We start from the raw sequence: 20,091 nt of genomic DNA on the forward strand, positions 1-20,091 counted from the left end.
TTGTTTACTTGACGCGATCCTCAATGGCTTTCACTGTGGAAGCAGCCTGAAAACGGAAGTTCCTGTTCTCTGTGTTACGGGTCACTTCCTCGATCTTCTTCAGGCTCTTTTCAGTGCCGATCTCTTTGAGCACCCGCATGACATTGACCGTCGTCAGGAAGTCATCGGGATCGAGCTGTTCGAGCACTGCTTCCTCCGCACCACTGCCATATTCAATCAGTTGATTGCCAGCCCGGTGGGCTTTGACCCGGTCTTTTAACAAACCGGCGACCGCCTGCACACCTTCATCGGTCTGCTGCTGCAGAATGGCCTGCATCAGATTAGGCTGCGCCAGAATATTGATCTCAGGTAACAGTTTGATCATGGCCGGCACATCCTCTTTATTCGACCAGACCACCAGCGCCTCAGAAGCATCCTTGGCGACGGTAATATCTTTGCTCTCCAGAATCCGCATCAGAATCCGGGAGACTTCCGGATTTTTCTCTTTGGGTTTGGCCTCGCTCAGTTTTTTCAGAGCCGCTTTGCGTTGAAACAGATCTGTGGTCGACAGGTCTTTTAAGATCGCGGTCAGATCTGCATCCAGATTTTCGGGGACCTCAAATTTCGCTGCTTCCTTCCGTTTCTGCATTTCTGCTTCATGCTTCTTCTGCAACTCGGCAAGAGCTGCCTGGTGCTGTGCCAGTTCTTCAACGGTCATCTGCCGGGAAGTAATTGTGATCGGAATCCGATGTGTACTCGATTCACTGCGCCGGACGAGTTTATAATCCAGTTTGAGCTCCTGAACCGCTCCCTGTTGTTTGTCAAACTGAATCTGTCCTGTCCCGGACAGTTCGACCTCCGGTCCATCTTCCACGGTCGCAACTGTCCGATAGCTGTGCTTGACCTGAATGGTCACCAGATCCCCATTCTGTCCAGTGATCTCATATTCGGTTGTTTTTTTAGCCCCCAGCGTTTTCTCCACATTCGGACCACGGAAAGGCAGAGAAATCCGATCTGACGAAATCACGGAGATATTCGCCTTATCCATTTCGGACCATGCCGAGTTCCCTGCAGGCGATAACGGAATCAGATTAATCTGCGATAACTGCCCGATCAGATACGGTAACAGTGAAGATCCCTTGATCGTTTCAATCTCACCGAAGCGGTTCATCACGATCACATGCGAATCGAACGCCCCCGCCATACTCCCGGAGAGTCCTGCAAAAGGACTGTTGTGAGGCAACCTGGGCATTCGAGGGACGACCAGACGTCCGTTTCTGTGTTTCATCTTCCGGGTGGAATTTAACCGGCCGGTACAACGGATAGAGAGACTGTCATCCGTCGCTTCTGTCACCCGGTACTGTTCGATGCCAATCAACGACTCGGAGAAATCTTCCAGATCGACTTCGATTTCAACCCGGTACGCCAGTTCCTGGCCCTGCTTCCACTGATATTTCAGAGGGACCGCGTCTGCCGCCGACAAGAGCGCGGGCAAACCCACCACCAGGAAAAAAACCGCACAGAAACGACAACGTAACCATCTTTGATTAGTCGAGCGCATTGAACTCCCCCCTTGGCACAATCCTCGCCGAAACACCGGCACTAAAGTGAACAGACCCGATATTCATCAGTATACAACCACCGATCAATAATGCACCTGCTATTTTGTGAAAAGCGCAGTGGGAGTGCTATTCCCGGGGCTCACCCCTTAAGTAACCAGTCGACAGCAGCGTTCTCTCGGTTTTCCCTGCCCTGGTGCAATTCCACCTTGTTCAAGAGTCCCGCTGAGTTGTATGTCGCCTGCACCAGTTTGGGTACGGCAGCAGATCTGCCAGCCAGCCAGAGGGCAGCCGGTTCACAGAGCGACAACAACCCTGGCACATCGCCATATTTCACAGCACCAGGCCACAGACGGAGATCGCGAATGTTGGTGATCTCGGCAAAGCGAAAATCACCCGGGTCAACCGCCAGCTGATCAATCAGATTCGATGAATGTGCACAGGCAGCTGCTGCCCGCACGCCGGAAAAACCAAATCCCGCCAGCGCAATCGACTGCGGGTTGCTCTCATGATGTTTGCAGAACGCCAGGGCATTCAGAATATCGTGAACCTGTTTGGCAAACACAGGGTGATTATATCCCAGCGTATAACCGGCAAATTCTCGTGGATTCTTCACCACGGGCATTTCGCTCGGAGCGGCTTGCAGCTGATTGAATTCACCCTGATACAGCACATCAATGCCCGCGACCGCGGTACCCGCATCGACCAGCCGCTGGACGGGACCGGCCAGCTTCCCATCCGGTTTCAGCAGACCGGACTTGCCGGCATCGGTCAGCCAGATCACCACTTTCTGATTCCATTGATCAGGCAGGCAGAACAGAGCCGGCGTTACTTCACCGAACTGCTTATTCTTGATCAGCGTATGATACTGACGATAGCCTGTCAGCTGGTCTTCGGAAATGTTTTCCGCTTCCAGATCATCCGCTCCAGGCAGGGAACGTCCCACCATGACCTCGATCGCCCCACCCACCACGCGACGATATTCCGCCAGCGACTTCTGATCATTGGGCGTCAGCTGCTTGATCTGCCGGGCATTGTTCCGGGCCAGCGTATGCAGAATTTTGATTTCGGACTGTTCGTCTCCCGGAGGAGCAGGATATTGCTTGCTCCAGACGGTCATTTCCGCCTTGGTCAACGGTTTGAAATCGGCCTCGACGATGGGTGAAGAGAATCCCAGTTTGAAATGTCGATTGAAAAATTCATACATCATCGCCCGGCTGACATAGTTGTAGTTATGCGGGAAGGAATAATATTTCCCCACGACCTTATCGGGAGCCCCCATCATTTTGAAATGCTGTTTCAGTTCAGGCAGCCCTTTGGTTTCAATTTCTTTCGTCCAGTCATTCGCTGCCGTCATCCCCAAGGGCCGCGGTGCGAGTAACGCAGCGAACTCCACATTCCCCGTCCCGATCCGCAGGTACGTCGCGTTTTCGCAGGTACAGCCCCCCTGCATCGCTGTGGAAACCATCACCGCTGGAAAGGCAGCTGTGATCCGATCATCGATGGCTGCCAGAATGAAAGTCTGCGTCCCGCCGCCGCTGGCACCGGTAATCCCGATCCGGGTCTTGTCGACTTCGGGCAGCGAACTGACCCAGTCCAGCGCACGGATTGAGTTCAGTGTCTGCAGCCCCAGCGCACTGATCAACCGCAGTTCCGACTGCGCGCTGAACAGGCCCCAGTCTTTGGCGCTCGACATCTCCGGCCGCTGTTTGGAAAATCGGTGAATCAGGTCGTAACTCAGGCAGAACCCGTCCGCATAGCCCAGCATGTCATAATGGAAGACCATACAACCCATACGTGCCAGCTGGACACAGCGGGCCTGCAGCGGATAGCGTCCGCCGACCTCGTACTTCTCTGCCCCCGCCTCAATATCCGCTTTGACCCGTGTTTCGCCACTGTCATAGAAACGGCCATTCTGAAAATGACCATGGGGAGAAAGTACCATCGGCAGCGGTCCCTGCTTGCCCTTCGGACGATACAGATTCCCAGTCACATACAGACCGGGTGAACTTTCAAAGAACACTTTCTCAACGGTGTACTCATCCCGATCCACTTTGCCGTGCACGGTGGCATCGATCTTCATATTCTCCGGCTCGGGCCAGACGCCGGCTGCCACTTTGATCTGTCGCTGCACATATTCAGCCCGTTTTTCCCAGGCTTCGGGAGATTCACTGGGGGTGAAGGGAAAATAGCTGTTCAGATCTTTCAGTTCCCCCAGCCGGCTGTCTTTGAACGCGGGTGTCTGCTCTGCAGCGAAGAGACTGGCAGCAGGTGTTCCTGCCTGCAGCAGCCCTGCTGAAAATAATGCCCAGCCGATATTCTGTAATGCCTCTCTGCGCTCGATTGAGAACTGATCATCTTTCTGAAACATCATCTCCCCGCTTTCCTGGATGTAGTATCGTGACAGAGTCGTTTTGCTGAACTCTCAGCCCGTTTGGAATACATCCAGTCTAACCAGAAAACGCCAGACCATGCCAGCCTGAGCAGACTTTTTAAGGACAGCATCCCCCCTGAATCACAGAGGCGCTCAACCGCGTTTCCGGACCCACACGACACCCCCGATGACCAGTACCAGTGCAATCCCCGCTGCCAGGCTCCAGTACAGAGAGAAAGATTCCGGCTGAGGTGCGGGATGATAAGTGGGTACGTGCAGCTGTTCGCCTCTGGCTAGAGTATCGGGATGATTGGGGAACCCGGCTGCCTTGATGGTCAGGTCTTTCCACAGCACCTGCACCGGGGTGTCCGGATCACTCTGCTGCGCTCCCAGACGCAGCAGTTCCACGTCACCGGTTCCCAGTTCAACCTGGCGCAACTCCCGAAATTCGTCTGGCGTTTTTTCCGTGACCAGAAACGTCAGCAGCCCCCCTTCCCTGACCAGTTTCAGTTTTCCGGAATCAACACTGGTATCGTAGAGCTGGACATCGTAGCTGCGTTTCTCGTTAACCGTTGTCGACAGCATGGTACTGAAGACATGCTTCTTTCCCGGACGCAACAAACGCCCTAAGGCCACCGCCGATTCGTTCGCGTCCTGCAGTTTCAGATAGAGACTCGGCCCCTGTCCATAGCCGGCTTTCGGATCCTTCCAGGCCGGTACTTCATACGTCGCAGTGATTTCAAAATCCCCCTGGATCTGAAAGCGGGGACTGACCCCCAGCGCGGGCAGTTTATGGCCGGCTGGCAATTGAAACAACAAACCTTCGGGACGGGGACGAAACAGTCGGACCGTACCTCTTCCCAGGGGCACCAGTAAATCATTATCAAACTGTTCACCGCGAAAACTGAAATAAGCTTCCCGGGAGGCTGCTTTTGCAACCGCGCTGGCTGACAGGAATCCGGTCAGCAGGATCAGCACGAAGTACACCAGACGCTTCATAGACCAGCTCCTGCCGTCCCTTCGCCTCCGGCCCTGGTCCCCAGGGCGCGCCAGATATCATCATTGATATTTTCACTGACAAATTTCACGACTCCGTCCCCCATCAGCACATTCACACCACCGGTATGCCAGCTGGTGGCATTCAGGATCACACCATCCCAGGTAAAACCGTTCTTGCAGTTGGTACGATTCGGAGTGCGGACATGGTTGTAACGGGTCCAGTTCATATTTCCCGCCAGCCAGGTTTGTCCGGATTCCACATCATACTGATAGGCAACCGCGGTCTGTGGTGCCAGGCGACCGCAGGCATCGCTGAACTGGCTCTCGGTCCAGACGCCCTGCAGGTTATAGAGATCCGAAAGAGGATCGATCAGTGTATCATCCCAGCTCCCTTTGACGTGCTCGCTGAACATGGCCGTATTGGAGAGCCCGTCTTTGACATCCCCCAGTTTCACGCTGCTGATCTGACCGAACATTCCATTCCCGTTCCGGCCAGACCACGAACTGCCATTGCACGTGCGATAATTATTCGGTCCCCAGAGGCTTTGCAGGCGATCCAGATCGCTGGGACAGAGGAATACTTCAATCCGAGCTGCAGCGGCAGGTCCATTGATGACCTCATCAAACCGCCGGGCCAGTTCTTCCTGATCATCGTTGGCCGCATTCACAAATGGATGGAACGGCGCAACATTAAAATTCAGCCTGTTATAAACCACCGCCTGATCCAGATAAGGCAGCAGCATGGCATGGGCCGAGTAGCGACGATCATCAAGCGTGCCCAGTGAAGAAATCGGCCCATCATGATCGAGTCCCACACCAAAGGGGAGTACGGAGTGCGCTTCGTGGTAGGATTGGACGGCAATGCCCAACTGGTGCAGGTTGTTGGCACACTGCATTTTACGTGCAGCTTCGCGTACCGCCTGCACCGCAGGAAGCAACAAGGCAATCAACAATCCAATGATGGTGATTGTCACCAGAATCTCGATCAGGGTAAATCCGCTGCGTGTTGGGTTGTCTCCTCGCACCTGCTTCCCCCTTTCGTAAACCGGATCCCGGCGGAATTCACTCCCCAAAAAAGTTGAAATAGAATCCCTGACTGTATTTAGATGCGACGAAGTACTCCATTTCCTACAACTAACTTGAAATTTGCTCGAAATTCTCAGGAATTTTGTTTTTTTAAGGTTAAGAATTCACTCTCACTATACAATTAACTAGTGAAGAACTGATATTGGTCAGGCTTTCAGAGCTAGACAATCTTCAAATATGAATTGGTTGTTAAACGTGTATTAAGTCTGGCACGCTGTGTCGTAGAGTCGCTTAAATAGTTGTTTAATTGGGATTTCCATCGTCTTTTTTACTATAAACGTAGTAATAATCGATCAAATTATCAGAAAAACATCGTTTAGGCCCTAAAACACAAACTTCATATAAATCATTATAAATTCGTTACTTAGAAATCGTTTTTTCCAGAACTACCTTTCATAATCTATTGAAGAACATTTTGAGGCTTAATGTTTTTGGTCGTCATACTTGTCCTGTAGACGACAGTATACTAGAATAAAAGCACATACAATATTCAGGGTTATTTAGTTTTTCACAATAACACCCTCTACCTGTTATTTTCCTGAAGCTGTATGCGGCTTTTCTTACTCCGGTCCGGTGTGGTCTGAGTAAACACTGAGTTGTATTCCTGGCCGTATCAGGAATCGTCGATTAGTTCACCCTAGTTTAAGAAACGAGGTACTTTGTTATGGCAGGCACCAAAGCAAACCTTACCCAGCGACAGCAGGAAATTTACGATTTCCTGAAAGACAAAATTATCAATCGTGGCTACGGCCCCACCGTCCGTGAAATCGGAGCCAACTTTGGTATCCGCTCTCCCAACGGTGTGATGTGTCACCTCAAGGCGCTCGAAAAGAAAGGGCTGATCACCCGCGAGTCTCACATGTCTCGTGCCATTCAGCTCTGTGACCACTCCCAGAAGCGGACTCGTCTGCCCCTGGCTGGTCAGATCGCTGCCGGAAGCCCTGTACTTGCCGTACAGGACGATGAGCACATCGATTTCGGACCACTGTTCGACCCGGATGATCAGTTCTGCCTGAGAGTCAAAGGGGTCTCCATGATCGAAGATCAGATTGCTGACGGTGATTACGTCATCGTCCACAAACAGAACACCTGCAAAGAAGGTGACATTGTGGTCGCTCTGGTCGATGGTCAGGAAGCAACTTTGAAACGTTACTACTCAGAAGGCGATCGAATCCGTCTCGAACCGGCTAACTCCAGCATGCAGCCCATTTACTCGAAAAATGTGGACATCCTGGGAGTCGTCACTGGCGTGATCCGCAAATACTAAGTTGCCAACTCAGTCCATGGCTCGCTGAGCCACAGGCTGGCAAAGTTCAAATAAAAAATGCTCTGGTACTTCTACCAGAGCATTTTTTTTCACTGTATTCTCAAGAGCCAGGCAGGTCCTGCGCCTCAGCCGGCAGCGCGGGTCTGATACTGATTCAACTTGTTATACAGTGTCTTCAAAGCAATCCCCAGTTCGGCGGCACATTTTGGTTTATCGCCATCATGCTTGTCCAGAACGTGATAGATCACTTCCATCTCAATATCACGCAATGTCTTGCCTTCCATGCCATCGGTCCAGTTCACACTGGAAGACCCCGCCATGGGAATGGATGAACCTCGTGTCAGATTGGAAGGCAGGTCTGCCGGCTGGATCTGCACACCATCCCACAGAATAACAGCATGCTCCAATGCATTGGCCAGTTCCCGCACGTTCCCTTTCCAGTCATATTCCTGCAGAATTTCGATCGTCTCGGGTGCCAGAATATCCTGGGGAATCGTTTCTTTCTTCAGGTGACGTTTCAGCAGAACCCGTGAAATTTCCGGAATGTCACCTTTCCGCTCCCGTAATGCAGGCAGATTGATTTCGAAGGTGTTCACCCGGAAGTAGAGATCCTCACGGAACGTCCCTTCGCCGACCATCTCCTGCAGGTCCCGGTTGGTCGCACAGACAATCCGCACATCCACATGGAATGTCTCACTGTCTCCCACACGTCGGACTTCGCCGGATTCCAGGAACCGCAGCAGCTTGACCTGCATGGTTTTATCCAACTCTCCCAGCTCGTCCAGGAACAGGGTCCCGCCGTTGGCAATTTCAATCAAACCCTTGCGGGGCGTATCGGCTCCGGTGAAAGCACCTTTGCGATGACCAAACAGTTCGCTTTCCACCAGATTCTCAGGCAGGGCACCGCAGTTCACCGGCACAAAAGGCATGGAGGCCCGGGCACTTAAATCATGAATCCGACGTGCCACCAGTTCTTTACCGGTCCCGGTTTCCCCGAGAATCAACGCGGTCGAATCCGTGGGGGCAATTTTCTCAATCAGCTTTTTCACGCGCTGCATCGGCGGAGTCTCACCCACAATCTGGCAGGGGCCTTCCACGCTTTTCAGACGCGATTCCAAAGCATAGTTCTTGTTCTGCAGTGAGCGTTTATCGGCCACCTTCTGCAGGACGGTGGCAATATCGATCAGCTTACAGGGCTTGGGCAGAAAGTCATACGCCCCGCGTCGGATCGCCTGAATGGCCTCATCAATACTCCCATGCCCGGTGCTGATAATCACTTCGGTTTCAGGAGAAACTTTATTGATATGGTCGATCACATCCCAGCCACTCAGACCGGGCATCCGCAGGTCCACAATCGCTGCATCAAAAGTGATCTTATCCAGTGCTGTTAATGCCGACTGACCATCCTCACAGATGGTAACATCATGTCCCATCCGGGGCAGTTCGATGCGCATCACTTCGCGGATGGCTGCTTCATCATCGACAAACAAGACCCGTAATTTATTAACCGAATTGCTCAACTTGTGCTCCTTCTTCCTGCTTTGACATCCTGTCAAAGAGAAAGCCATTTAACAAATAACTTAACCGAATGGTATTCTGGAAGGAATTGGGGGAAAGGCTCTGGAAAACAGCAGTTCCTGATGAAATGGCTCCACTGCTTTTCCGGGATCAACGTTCACACTGACCACTCCGGAACCGGAAGATCAGCGACAACCTTTCTCTGCACGAGTTGCATCAGATCGGGAAAGGAAATATCGAGAGCAATCTGCAGTACAGAGAACATCCATTTTCTCCTGTATCGTTAACTTTGTGTGAATCATTAGTGGGGAGAGACGTGTAATATCAGATTTTGAAAATCGTGGCAATCGGAGAATCGGAGAAAATCGCCCCCTGACATCAAAACCTAACTCTTTATGCAGCCTTATTTTGCATCTTCGCTTTTTTAGGGAGCTCCACAAAAAATGTGCTCCCCTTTCCAGGCCCTGCACTTTCGACTTCGATCTCGCCTCCATGATCCTTCACGATCCGATGTGTGATTGACATCCCCAGTCCCGTGCCCGTTCCGTCCGCCCGCTGGGTAAAGAAGGGGTCAAACAGGCCCTCCATGACTTCCTGGGACATCCCACACCCGTCATCCTGGAAAATCAGCGTAATGGAATCGACGTTCTCGCGGACCTGAATTTCCAGATTCCCTCCCACTTCCATCGATTCCAGTGCATTGGTCATGATATTGAGCACCACCTGCTTGATTTCGGCCGGATTGAATTCCGCCCGGCAGGGACCAGCTGGCGTGAACCGAACATTACGCCCTTTGAGACGTTTAATCAGGCCCACCATCGAGCAGACCTCCTCGATGACTCCCACCAGGTCGTTTTCACTGCGAACGGAATTCTGCCCGCGGGAGAAATCGAGCAGCTTGGAAGTAATATCCCGGCATCGCATGGCTTCGCGCTGGATCAGACCCAGATACTGTTCTACCACATCCAGATCCTCCTCCGGACAGTGCGGCTTCAGATCTTGCATCCGTCCCTGCAGAGATTCGGACGCCATGGAAATCGCCGAGAGGGGATTATTAATCTCATGTGCCACCCCGGCTGCCAGTACGCCGATGCCCGCCAGACGTTCAGAACGAACCAGTTGCTTACTGCGTTCTTCTACCTTGTGATTCAGTTCGTCCCGTTTCTCTTTGAAACGCTGCGTCATCTTGTTGAAAGCTTCCGCCAGCTCAGCCATTTCATCGTTGGATCTGATCTCGAAATGGTGGTCAAAATGCCCCTGTGCCACAATCCTGGCACCGGTATGCAACTCCTGAATCGGCGCCAGCACCATTTTGTAGCCATACCAGATCAGACAGCCTGAAGTAATAAACGCAATCAGGCAGGAGACCCAGACCAGGTTATAACGGGAATGATAGACCCGCGAAGCCCGTGCCAGCACCGCTTTGGTCCCGGAGGGGACTTCTTTGACTTCCAGAATCAGGCTCTCCAGGTGGGCCACTTCCAGAATCATCTTCTCGGCCGCTTCCAGCCTCAGTTTGGGATCGTCCAGTTCGTAAGACATGTGTGACAGGTGCTGCAGTCGTTTCATCACAGCGCTGTGATCGCTCAGTTGCGAATTCACAAACCCTTTCCACGTTGACAGCGAAGGATCCGGCAGCCGATCCACTTTCTGCAGGAAGGTCGGGATTTCCGTTTCCTCCACTTCCTTCAACTGCGCTTTAAATTTCTGCTGATAATGAGCACTGGCAGCAGGCCTGGAGTGTCTGATTTTCTGCAGCGGATCATTCAAGGCGACCACGGAAACGATCAACCGGTCACGGTCTGGTAGACTGTCCAGCGAGTACTTGAAGTCATTCACCGTATGCTGATAAGAGAGCAGACCGGAAACCGCGCCATAGGCCAGTAGAATCAGCATGAAAAAGATGATTCCCAGGCCCACTCCCAGTTTCCGTCTGATTGTTTGTGTAAAGAACACCCTGACCTCCGTGTCACAAGTCCTTCAGTGCCTCAGAAATAAGGGCCAGATCATACCGGATTCAGATCAGAAATCCAATGTTAAATCAGCAAAGACGAACAGGTGAACAAAATTCACAATTCGGGACCTGCAATCAGCGGTCACTTCACAGGAGACCTTGAAAATCAATCGTCCTGCTGTCCGGTCGGAGGGCCCTTTTTCCAGCGCGCCTGATGCACCATTTCCTTGCGGTAAGAATGCAGACCGGTCATCAGAATATCAATCGCCCGCGAAAAATCGCGAAACGCCTTCAGGTACCGTTTCTGCTCCAGTTCTTCCTTGGCCTCGTAATAGATTTTGTTGTGGGTCGACCACTCGATTGTCCACTCTTCCTCCATGGCGGCCCGCTGCAGTTCGGACTCCATGGTGGTCAGATACTGCAGAAAATCGGTATTAAACTTCAAACGCTCGGAGCGATAAGGCCGCCACTCCACAGTCTTCGTCTTATCCAGATATTCCTGGTGCTTGCCGGACTCGCGCTGCGCAAACACTTTTCTAACCAGCAGTATGACCAAAAGCGACATACCACCAAAGGCCAGAAACTCGCCCTTGTCAAATTTCGTCAGCAGCCACATCACGATCCCGGTGGCTACCATCAGGGCTGCCCCCCAGACCCCCGCCAGCCATAACCATTCCCGATAATCCTTCTCCAGTTCCAGTTCGGGTTCCGGCTCGGGCTCCCGTTCCTGTGAAAGATTACCATCAGGGAGATCTCCTACCCGTACCACAATGACGGAGATGTTATCGGAACCGCCCCGGAGATTCGCCAGATTGATCATCAGCCGACAGGCATCGCTCGGGTCGAGGTACTTGGCAATCATGCCAATCTCATCATCTTTCAGATGGCTGGTCAGCCCGTCGCTGCACAGAATATAGCGGTCTCCCTCCAGCACCGGAAAGGGCCCCTCAATGTCAACTTTGACCACCGGTTCCGGACCCAGGGAGCGTGTGATTACATTACGGGGCTCGTTCAGATAAACCTCTTCCGGTTTCATCCGCCCCTGCCGGATCAGTTCCCACTGCAGGCTGTGATCGAAAGTGAGCTGATCGATCCGGTTCTCGCGGACCCGGTACACACGACTGTCCCCCACGTGACCGATCACGGCTCCTTCGGGACAGAGACAGAGCGTACTGCAGGTCGTGCCCATCCGCATGAATTCGCGGTTGGCCATCCCCCGCTCATTGATCACCTGATTGGCAATTTCAATCGCTGATTTCAGAGATTTGTCTACAGGGCCGGGCTTGTTCTTAAAGAATGTATGGGGAACCGTTTCAGAAGCAATTTTACTGGCCAGTTCACCAACCGCGTGACCGCCCATGCCGTCAGCCACCAGGAAAAAATGTCCGTGGTCCCGCCAGCCTTCCTGATCCTTGCATATCCGGACGGAAATCGAATCCTCATTATTCCGTCGCCGGAAGCCTACATCACTCTGCGATGCGAACTGAACCGGATGTTCCCAACGCATTGAACCCCCTCAAAACAAGTCACAGTTGTTCATAATTCACTATTTCATATCTTGGTGAGAATTCAAATCAAACACCAGTGCACACTTTGGGAAATCTCATTTTTGTTGCTGAAAATCCGCCATAAAACCTGTTTTACGGGCAGGATACAGCGATCTGAGATCACTGGTTCTTTGTCTGGAGCTCTGAATTGACCCGTTGTTCAGCGCGCGTCCGGCATCGATTTCCCGGAGAGACTATATACGTAGGCCATGATCTCCACGAAGACTTCGTACAATTCGAACGGAATCTCCTGACCGGTTTTGACATCGCGATACATCTGCCGTGCCAGCGGCTTCCGCTCGATGATCGGGATCCCGTGCTCATTGGCGATCTTCCGGATCTGCAACGCGATCTCCCCTGCCCCCTTGGCTACCACAATCGGGGCCGGCATCGATTCCGGATCATATTTGATGGCGATCGAAATATGGGTCGGGTTGGTGACAACGACGTCTGCCGTTGCGACCTGCGACAGCTCCTGGGATAACGCCAGCTTACGATGCGCCTCCCGGCGTCTCTGGCGGATCAGCGGATCTCCGTCCATCGACTTCATTTCTTCCCGGATCTCCTGCTTGCTCATCATCAGGTCTTTCTCATGCTTCCATTTCTGGAACGCATAATCCAGTCCACCCAGGATAATCAGCGCCAGGGCCAGCAGGATGCCCAGTTCAATCGACGAGTTGAAAATATCGCGCATAATGGTTTCAGGTGCCGCCCCCATCAACGCGATAAAATTGGGAAAGACCAGATAGCTGAACCAGACTGCAATCAGCACCAGCAGGGTGATTTTTCCCAAGCTCACTCCCAGCTTCATCAGTCCCCGAATTGAAACAATCCGCTTGGCACCTTCAATCGGATTCAGGCGTTCCCATTTGATTTGCAGGACATCCGGGGTCATCATGAAGCCGACCTGCACAATATTCAGACAGACCGCAGCAATAAACAGAATCAGCATCGTCATGGCTGATCCCTGCAGGAACAGTTTGATGATCGATTGCAGGCGTTCCATGATCAGTGGGGTATCGACGCGGAGCCAGACCGGGCTGGTCAATGTCGCTTCCATCAGATTTTTCATGTCATGGCTCAGGCTCACCGCAAAAAAATAGAGCACGCCGGCTGTCGCCAGCATCATCCCCGCCGCATTCAGGTCGGTACTTTTCGCAATGTTCCCCTTCTCGCGGGCTTCATTGCGCCGGCGATCCGTCGGTTGCTCTGTTTTTTCTCCGGTATCATTCTCTGCCATGCTGAATTGATCTCAATGAGGATTACATCACCGTACTGCGGCTGATCTGGTCAATCGCCAGCGGAATGGATTCGACGACGATGTCCGCGGCTCCTGAAAGTGTAAAGATCAGGACCACCAGACTGACAATGGCGCGAATGGGGAACCCGATCACCAACACATTGATCTGGGGAACGGTATGCCCCAGATATCCCATGGACAGCGAAATCAGGGCACTGATCGCCAGCAGCGGCGCAGCGACCTTCACCGACAGCACCAGGGACTGATGCATCAGGGCCTGCAGCAGATCCAGGGTATTAGTCGAAACGATACCTTCCCCGACCGGGAAGATCTGAAACGTATCGATCAACGCCGAGAGCATCAGCAGATGGCCGTTGACCGGCTCCATCAGCAGAAAGACCGCAATTCCGATAAAATACAGATACTGGCCACTCAAGGAGGCATTCATATCAAAGCCGGGATTGAAGACTTCTCCCAGCGCCATCCCGGCCTGCTGGTCGATCATCTGACCGGCCATCTGCAGGCTCTGCAGAATCAGAAACACCCCCAGCCCCAGCGCAAATCCCAGCGTGAGTTCACCCAGAATCGACCAGGCATAATCCAGCAGCGACGCCGGCATATGCGTCACAAAGCGGTAGTCGTTCACGGTCAGTTCGCGTGTTCCCTGGCGACCACTGCTCACCAGCAGTTCTTCAAACCGTTCCTGCAGATGCGCGGGAATTTCATCCTGGCTGAGCCGCTGATCCTGGTTGGCGTCCAGTTGGTAAAACCCAACCGTCACCTGCTCATGCAGTGTGGGGGTAATCAGAATCGCCAGACTCAGAATGAGCAATACCCGGATATTCGTTGGAAAGATGGGTTGCCCAAAGACCGGACCGATAATCATCAGTCCGCTGATCCGCACCAGCACGAGCGTAAACGCATAAAACTGCAGCATGGCCCATTGCAGGATCTGGCCGGGCGCCAACTGCAGAATCGGGTTCACCAGATATTGATCGAGCAGTGCACTCACGAACTTCTCTTATATTCACTTATGTCAGTCGACCGACTTCAAAGCCGCGTCGGAATATTGGTAATCAGGTTGGTGCTGTACTCCATCATCAGCGATGTGATCCAGGGTAATGTATAGAGAATCGCCAGCACCATCATGATGATTTTGGGAACAAAACTGATGGTCTGATCCTGAATCTGGGTTACCGCCTGTCCGATGCTGATCACCAGACCGACCACGACCGCGGTCAGCATCACCGGACCACTGACCTCCAGCATGAGCAGCAGCCCTTCACGTCCCAGATCCACAACGGTTGAACTATCCATTTCCTGACACCTGTTTTTCACCTGGTTCCGGGCGCAACGGTAGCGCCGGGATTTATCCTACGGCCCTGATGCTCTCCAGCAGCATACCTACTGTCAGCAACCAGCCGTCAATCAGTACAAAGAGCAGAATTTTAAACGGGAGTGAGATCAGCACCGGAGGCAGCATCATCATCCCCATGCTGATCAGAATTGAGCTGATCACCATATCAATCACAATAAACGGCAGGTACAACTGAAAGCCGATCAGAAACGCCGTCTTGACTTCGCTCAACATATATGCCGGGAGGAGCACGCTCAACGGGACTTCGTCGTAATCGCTGGGCGGCTTATAGTCGGCGGCACCGGGTGAACCGGCTAACGGTCGCTGGTAATCGAGGAACATCCAGACCGTATCGCTGTTGCCCGTCAACTCGATCTGATCGCTCATGAATTTCCGCAGCGGCGCCACCGTCTTTTCAAATGCCGACTCCAGCGAAACCGGGGCCTGCTGCGTCTGATTTGTATAAGGGACGATCCCTTCCTCGTAGGCTTTCTCCCAGATGGGAGCCATCACCATAAACGTCAGAAACAGACTCAGTGAAGTCAGTACCTGATTGGGCGGCAACTGTTGTGTCCCCAGTGCCTGACGCAGCAATCCGAACACGATCACGAACCGGATAAAGCAGGTCGTCATGATCAGAATCGAAGGTGCCAGGCTCAAGACCGTCAGTAACAGGAACAGTTTCAGGGTGGAATTCAATCCCTGAGGTGAAGTCATCTGTTCGACATTCAGCAGTTCAGGCACGCCTGATTTCTCAGCGGGAGTTGTCTGTTGACTCAGATCTGCCTGATTCGGAAAGTTCTGCAGACTCTGACTGCCGACCCCCTGGTTGGACAACGCCTGATTCTGTGCAGTTGTCTGTGCCTGCAGGCCGCCCGTTGCTGATAAAAACCAGAGCAGACACAGCCAGATCCCCAGTCCCCCGGCCTTATACATGATCACGCTCCGCAGAATCACTCAATGACTGACGGGACGGCTGCAGCAGCTTCTGCTGCAGCCGGTTCACCGCAGAATCGTAATCCGAGAAATCCGCCTGCTCAGGATGCGATTCCGGCTCCGACCGCCTGGATGGCGAGACCCGGTTTTCGTTCTGCTCAAAGCGATTGGTTTCTGTCTTCTGTTGTGCGGACTGAAACAGGTTCAAAAATGTCTGATTGGAACGGGCCGCTTCCGCCTGTTCCCGACACATGCCGGTGATCAGATCGACTTCGACCGGATCCAGGACTTCACTCAGCGTTTCCAGACCAGCAGGAGACGATCCCAGAATCAGAACGCGGGAACCGCATCGCACGAAATGAATGGTCTGCCGCGCGTCCAGTGGACGCCTCCCCAGAATTTCGATGACTTCGCGGGGCAGGTTTTTCGCAGCCAGGGGATTATGTTTCTTCATCAGTTTTGCCGCGATCAGAATAATTCCGATCACCAGCGCCAGAGCACCGAATGTTCCCCAGATCGACGGGACCCGCCTGGGCGCAGTCTGGTCGGTGCGTGATTGATCCCCCTGCTTCTGTCGAGCGAGGGGCGTAATCGGATTTGCTACCGGCTTCGCCTCAACGGGCGCAGTCCGCTGTGGAATGCTGCGTGTCTGTGACTGAGTGATTCCCGTATGACCTGAAACCGGTCGGTTATTTAGCTGCCGCTCAGAAGCTGCCGGTACCTGCCCCTGTTGTGAACTGCGGGAATAGGAATTCGGACTGCCTGCCATGGTCCGGGGCGGACGGAATTCCGTCGTGCGCGTCGGAAATGCAGGATCGGCTGCCCAGCTTCGCGCGGCTGACAACAGAGTGCAGATCAGAATCAGCACAACAAGAATGCAAAGACGAATCATGGAATCCTTTACGTCGTCTATCACGGGATTTCAGGGGCTCAGGCAGCAGGGAAGCTCCGTTTCCCTGCCTCAGTCAGTTTTAAAGTTCGGGAGAAATAATCTCGGCAACACGGACACAAAAATTATCATTCAGCACCAGGACCTCGCCCCGGGCAATAATGCGGCCATTCACCAGAATATCAACGGGATCCCCCGCCAGTTTATCCAGGGGAACAACCACCCCCTCTTTCATTTTCAGGACTTCTTCAATCAGCAGTTCGGTCCGTCCCAGTTCGATACACAGATCGAGTTCCACGTTTTGCAGTGATGACAGGGCCATCGCCTCTTCGGGATTACCCGTCATCGACTCGAAGTTTGGAAACTGAAATGCTTGCGTTCCCCCCAGATCACCGGGAATTCCGCTACCGGGCCCCAGATTAGGAGAGATGGCCGCCGCCAGATTGGCTTCCGCCTGGTTCAATAACGCTTCGGTATCAGCATGGGAAGCAGAAAAAGGCATGCCGGACTGATCTGCTGACGAACCATGCTGATTGAACAGTCCCTCGATATCTTCATTATTGACAACATTTCCAGCCTCTGCAGAACTCGCGGCCTCTCCCGAATTCGCATTCTGCAGCAGTTTTTCGATGTCTGAGGGATCCAGCAGGTCATCCCCGGCACTCTCAGCGGCACCTGCACCGGCGGGAGGCTCCGCAGGCGCATCCTGTCCCTGTGAATTCAGCAGCTTTTCAATTTCTGAGGGATCCAGAAGATCGTCATTCTCTTCAGCCACAATCGTATCCTGTTCTGCCGGGAGGGCATTATTGTGTCATGGTCCGGTATTCACTGATCACCGTCTCAATGACATAGCTCTTCTTGAGAACTTTATTAATCGACTCTTTCATCATCCGTTTCATCGTACTCAACTGGGGGTCATTCAGATCACCCAGGCTGGACTTGCGCACGACTTCGATGACTGCCTGTTTCACACGGGCCTTATTCGACTCTTTGACCATGGTTTCGAAATCAGAGGCTGCTCCCTGTTCCACGAGCGCCACCAGGTTGAATGTCACATGGATTGTCGCACCGGGTTCAGCGATGTTATTCGTGACGCTGAAGTTGTCGATACTCACTTCGGCAGTGTTGACCTGCAGGTTTTCACTCTCTTTAGAAAGCGATTCTTCTGCGACTTCTGCTGGTGTTTCAGGCGTCAACAGCCAGTAGGAAATCCCGACCTGAAGCGTGATCACCAGCAGTAACAGGCCACCGATCTTCAGTAGCTTTGCCTTGGACTGGCTGGAAGCGACTGCATTCTCTTCGGGGGATGCCACTGCCTCTGTTTCGACACCAGGCTCTTCGGTTTCGGTGTCTGTTGCCACGAGTCTCCTCCTTGAACTCTCGCACTCTGTTTGCGCAGGGACACGTCCTGTGCCCCTCTGCATCCACGTCGGCGGATTTGTTAAGATCAAACAGGCCTTGAAATTGCTTACCGAGCGAATTATCCGGAACGCCGATCAGGCGAAATCGGACGCAGAACTCAACGCTTGCCTGTCTGCGGAGTGTCTATATACGCATCAATTAAAAATACGTCAACCCGACGATTCAAGTATTGCTCTTCCGGGTTGCGTGTGATGGTACGTGGCTCGGCATCGCCCACTGAACTGACAATCAGTCTTTCCGGGGCAATTCCCTTGGACTCAAGATATTCGGCCACATTTTTTGCCCGATAAAAAGAGAGTTCCTGTGAATCCAGGAATTTTGAGTCTTTTGGCAAAGGCTCTGGTGACGCATGTCCGCGTACAATGAGACGATTGGGAGTGGGCAGTAGAACCTCCGCAATCACATCCAGTTTTTTCTTCAACGCAGGGGTCAGCGCAGCAGAAAACCGGTCAAAACTGGCCGCGCCTCCCAGAGTCACCTCGGTCCCTGTATTAATGCGTTCCACCGTCTTATGGGGACCGCCCCCTCCCGATGATTTTGCCTTGCCCATCTTGGTTCCCCCGTCTGAGCTGTTCCCCTTGGAGGTGGGCTTCCGCTGGTTACTGGTGGGATCCAGAGATTTTCCCGGCACCGCGGCGGTACCTTGATGAGTACCGAAACGCTCCCGCAACGAGTCCAGCATGGCCCGCACGGAACCTTCATCGTTACGGATTTCACTCATGGACACCAGCATGATGAAGAAGGTCAGCAGCAGCGACATCATGTCACCATAGGTGACCACCCATTCCGGTACGCCTGGAGGTCCGTCGTCTTCAGGCATCGCCATCTGAGCATCCTCCTTTGCTGTGGCACACTGAATTCATCAGGCAGCCTGACCATCTTTACTGACGCGCTGGTCTGCCGGCAGGAAGGTATTCAGCTTCTGCTCAATCACCCGGGGATTGTCCCCTTCCTGAATGGCCACCAGCCCTTTGATGATGACTTCCCGCACCTGGAATTCCTGTTTGCTGTAAAATGCCAGCTTGTCGGCAAAGGGAAGAAAAAACAGGTTGGACACCAGCGCCCCGTAGAGCGTCGTGATCAACGCGACCGCCATCCCCGGACCAATGGCCTCCGGATCGTCCATGTTCCCCAGCATGATGATCAGCCCCATCAGCGTTCCAATCATCCCGAAAGCAGGTGCATAACGGCCCACGGTATCCATCAGAGATTTGCCGTTTTTGTGTCGACCGGCCACAGCTTCCATTTCAGTACGGAGGATCTGTTCCATCAGATCCACGTCGGTCCCGTCCACGGCCATCTGGACCCCCAGCAGAATGAAGGGATCTTCAATATCTTCCGTCTTGGCCTCCAGTGCCAGAATTCCATCGCGGCGGGCGATTTCTGCAAACTCTACGATCTGAGCGATTACGGGAGCCAGTTCCTGCTGATTAGGGAAGAAGACCTTCTTCAGTACTTTGGGAAACAGCAGCATGGCTGCCCCGGGAAATGCGATGAAGCTGGCTGCAATCGCACCACCAACCACCACCGCTGCAGAGGGAATATCAATGAAGGCACTGAAACTCGACCCCGGCGCAATAAAGATCGCCAACAGGAGCAAAATGATGCCTGAGATGAGCCCGCCGGCTGTTGCCTTATCCATTTCTGCAAAGGTCCCTGATGTCAGTGGGCTGGCTCATGTTCCCGACCGCAGTCAAGCGGTGAGCTGGCCCCTCACAATCATAAGTTGATGTTTCTCAATCACACGGATTCTGCTTCATAACCCCGGTGCCAGACGGATCGCACGCGAATACGCAATCGCACGTTTCACCACTTCTTCCACACTTTCCCGCACGATGAGTCGATCATCTGAAGTCAGGGTAATGAAAGTGTCTGGTCTGCTCTCAATACTCTGGATCAGTTCCGCATTGACGACAAACTCTTCACCATTCAATCGGGTTAATTTGATCATGCCATCAGTCTCC

At 53.0% G+C, this 20,091-nt stretch carries 18 protein-coding genes; 1 reads left to right on the plus strand and 17 read right to left on the minus strand.

The annotated features are described in order from the left end of the window. Nucleotides 1-4 precede the first annotated feature (4 nt). From Enr10x_RS13210 to Enr10x_RS13225, 4 genes are all read right to left on the minus strand, one after another. Entirely contained in the window at nt 5-1,540 is a 1,536-nt protein-coding gene (locus Enr10x_RS13210) for a hypothetical protein (protein ID WP_145449771.1), read from the minus strand. A 140-nt stretch (nt 1,541-1,680) separates the two neighbouring features. Beyond that, nucleotides 1,681-3,912 (minus strand): alpha/beta hydrolase family protein, encoded by a 2,232-nt coding sequence (locus Enr10x_RS13215; RefSeq protein WP_145449774.1) that lies wholly within the window; start codon nt 3,910-3,912, stop codon nt 1,681-1,683. A 153-nt stretch (nt 3,913-4,065) separates the two neighbouring features. Further along, the gene (locus Enr10x_RS13220; RefSeq protein ID WP_145107026.1) at nt 4,066-4,911 is read right to left on the minus strand and encodes a DUF1583 domain-containing protein; all 846 of its coding nucleotides are present in this window, start codon (nt 4,909-4,911) and stop codon (nt 4,066-4,068) included. Continuing rightward, nucleotides 4,908-5,936 carry a DUF1559 domain-containing protein gene (locus tag Enr10x_RS13225; protein WP_145449777.1) on the minus strand — a complete coding sequence of 343 codons (1,029 nt, stop codon included), beginning with the start codon at nt 5,934-5,936 and terminating at the stop codon, nt 4,908-4,910. Before Enr10x_RS13225 ends, Enr10x_RS13220 begins: the two co-directional genes overlap by 4 nt. A gap of 725 nt (nt 5,937-6,661) precedes the next feature. Between Enr10x_RS13225 and lexA the strand changes: the two genes are divergently transcribed. After that, complete coding sequence (gene lexA, locus Enr10x_RS13230; protein ID WP_145107021.1) at nt 6,662-7,264, plus strand: transcriptional repressor LexA; 603 nt, start codon at nt 6,662-6,664, stop codon at nt 7,262-7,264. Nucleotides 7,265-7,389: 125 nt separating this feature from the next. Here the strand turns inward: lexA and Enr10x_RS13235 are convergent, their stop codons facing one another. From Enr10x_RS13235 to Enr10x_RS13295, 13 genes are all read right to left on the minus strand, one after another. Then, a complete protein-coding gene (locus tag Enr10x_RS13235) occupies nt 7,390-8,784 on the minus strand; it encodes a sigma-54-dependent transcriptional regulator (RefSeq protein ID WP_145449780.1) in 1,395 nt (464 codons plus the stop codon). A gap of 391 nt (nt 8,785-9,175) precedes the next feature. Then, nucleotides 9,176-10,738 carry a sensor histidine kinase gene (locus tag Enr10x_RS13240; RefSeq protein WP_145449783.1) on the minus strand — a complete coding sequence of 521 codons (1,563 nt, stop codon included), beginning with the start codon at nt 10,736-10,738 and terminating at the stop codon, nt 9,176-9,178. Nucleotides 10,739-10,902: 164 nt separating this feature from the next. Beyond that, on the minus strand, nt 10,903-12,243 hold the full coding sequence (locus Enr10x_RS13245) for a PP2C family protein-serine/threonine phosphatase (protein ID WP_145449786.1): 1,341 nt from the start codon (nt 12,241-12,243) through the stop codon (nt 10,903-10,905). 200 nt (nt 12,244-12,443) lie between these two features. Continuing rightward, nucleotides 12,444-13,523, minus strand: coding sequence for a flagellar biosynthesis protein FlhB (flhB, locus tag Enr10x_RS13250; protein ID WP_145449789.1), 1,080 nt, complete (start codon nt 13,521-13,523; stop codon nt 12,444-12,446). 22 nt (nt 13,524-13,545) lie between these two features. Then, a complete protein-coding gene (locus Enr10x_RS13255; RefSeq protein ID WP_145449791.1) occupies nt 13,546-14,535 on the minus strand; it encodes a flagellar biosynthetic protein FliR in 990 nt (329 codons plus the stop codon). 38 nt (nt 14,536-14,573) lie between these two features. After that, nucleotides 14,574-14,840: a flagellar biosynthesis protein FliQ gene (fliQ, locus tag Enr10x_RS13260; protein WP_145107007.1), complete on the minus strand. Its 267-nt coding sequence runs from the start codon at nt 14,838-14,840 to the stop codon at nt 14,574-14,576. A 52-nt stretch (nt 14,841-14,892) separates the two neighbouring features. After that, the gene (fliP, locus tag Enr10x_RS13265; protein WP_145449794.1) at nt 14,893-15,816 is read right to left on the minus strand and encodes a flagellar type III secretion system pore protein FliP; all 924 of its coding nucleotides are present in this window, start codon (nt 15,814-15,816) and stop codon (nt 14,893-14,895) included. After that, on the minus strand, nt 15,809-16,708 hold the full coding sequence (locus Enr10x_RS13270; protein ID WP_145449797.1) for a FliO/MopB family protein: 900 nt from the start codon (nt 16,706-16,708) through the stop codon (nt 15,809-15,811). The genes fliP and Enr10x_RS13270 overlap by 8 nt, the downstream gene beginning before the upstream one ends. 79 nt (nt 16,709-16,787) lie before the next feature. After that, entirely contained in the window at nt 16,788-17,480 is a 693-nt protein-coding gene (gene fliN, locus Enr10x_RS29945; RefSeq protein ID WP_197995000.1) for a flagellar motor switch protein FliN, read from the minus strand. 28 nt (nt 17,481-17,508) lie between these two features. Beyond that, the gene (locus Enr10x_RS13280; RefSeq protein ID WP_145107001.1) at nt 17,509-18,066 is read right to left on the minus strand and encodes a hypothetical protein; all 558 of its coding nucleotides are present in this window, start codon (nt 18,064-18,066) and stop codon (nt 17,509-17,511) included. 158 nt (nt 18,067-18,224) lie between these two features. After that, on the minus strand, nt 18,225-18,953 hold the full coding sequence (locus tag Enr10x_RS13285) for an OmpA/MotB family protein (protein ID WP_145106999.1): 729 nt from the start codon (nt 18,951-18,953) through the stop codon (nt 18,225-18,227). Nucleotides 18,954-18,989: 36 nt separating this feature from the next. Next, nucleotides 18,990-19,769 (minus strand): motility protein A, encoded by a 780-nt coding sequence (locus Enr10x_RS13290; protein ID WP_145106996.1) that lies wholly within the window; start codon nt 19,767-19,769, stop codon nt 18,990-18,992. Nucleotides 19,770-19,883: 114 nt separating this feature from the next. After that, entirely contained in the window at nt 19,884-20,078 is a 195-nt protein-coding gene (locus tag Enr10x_RS13295; RefSeq protein ID WP_145039414.1) for a flagellar FlbD family protein, read from the minus strand. Nucleotides 20,079-20,091: the final 13 nt, after the last annotated feature.

This window comes from Gimesia panareensis (genome assembly GCF_007748155.1).
GTDB lineage: Bacteria > Planctomycetota > Planctomycetia > Planctomycetales > Planctomycetaceae > Gimesia > Gimesia panareensis.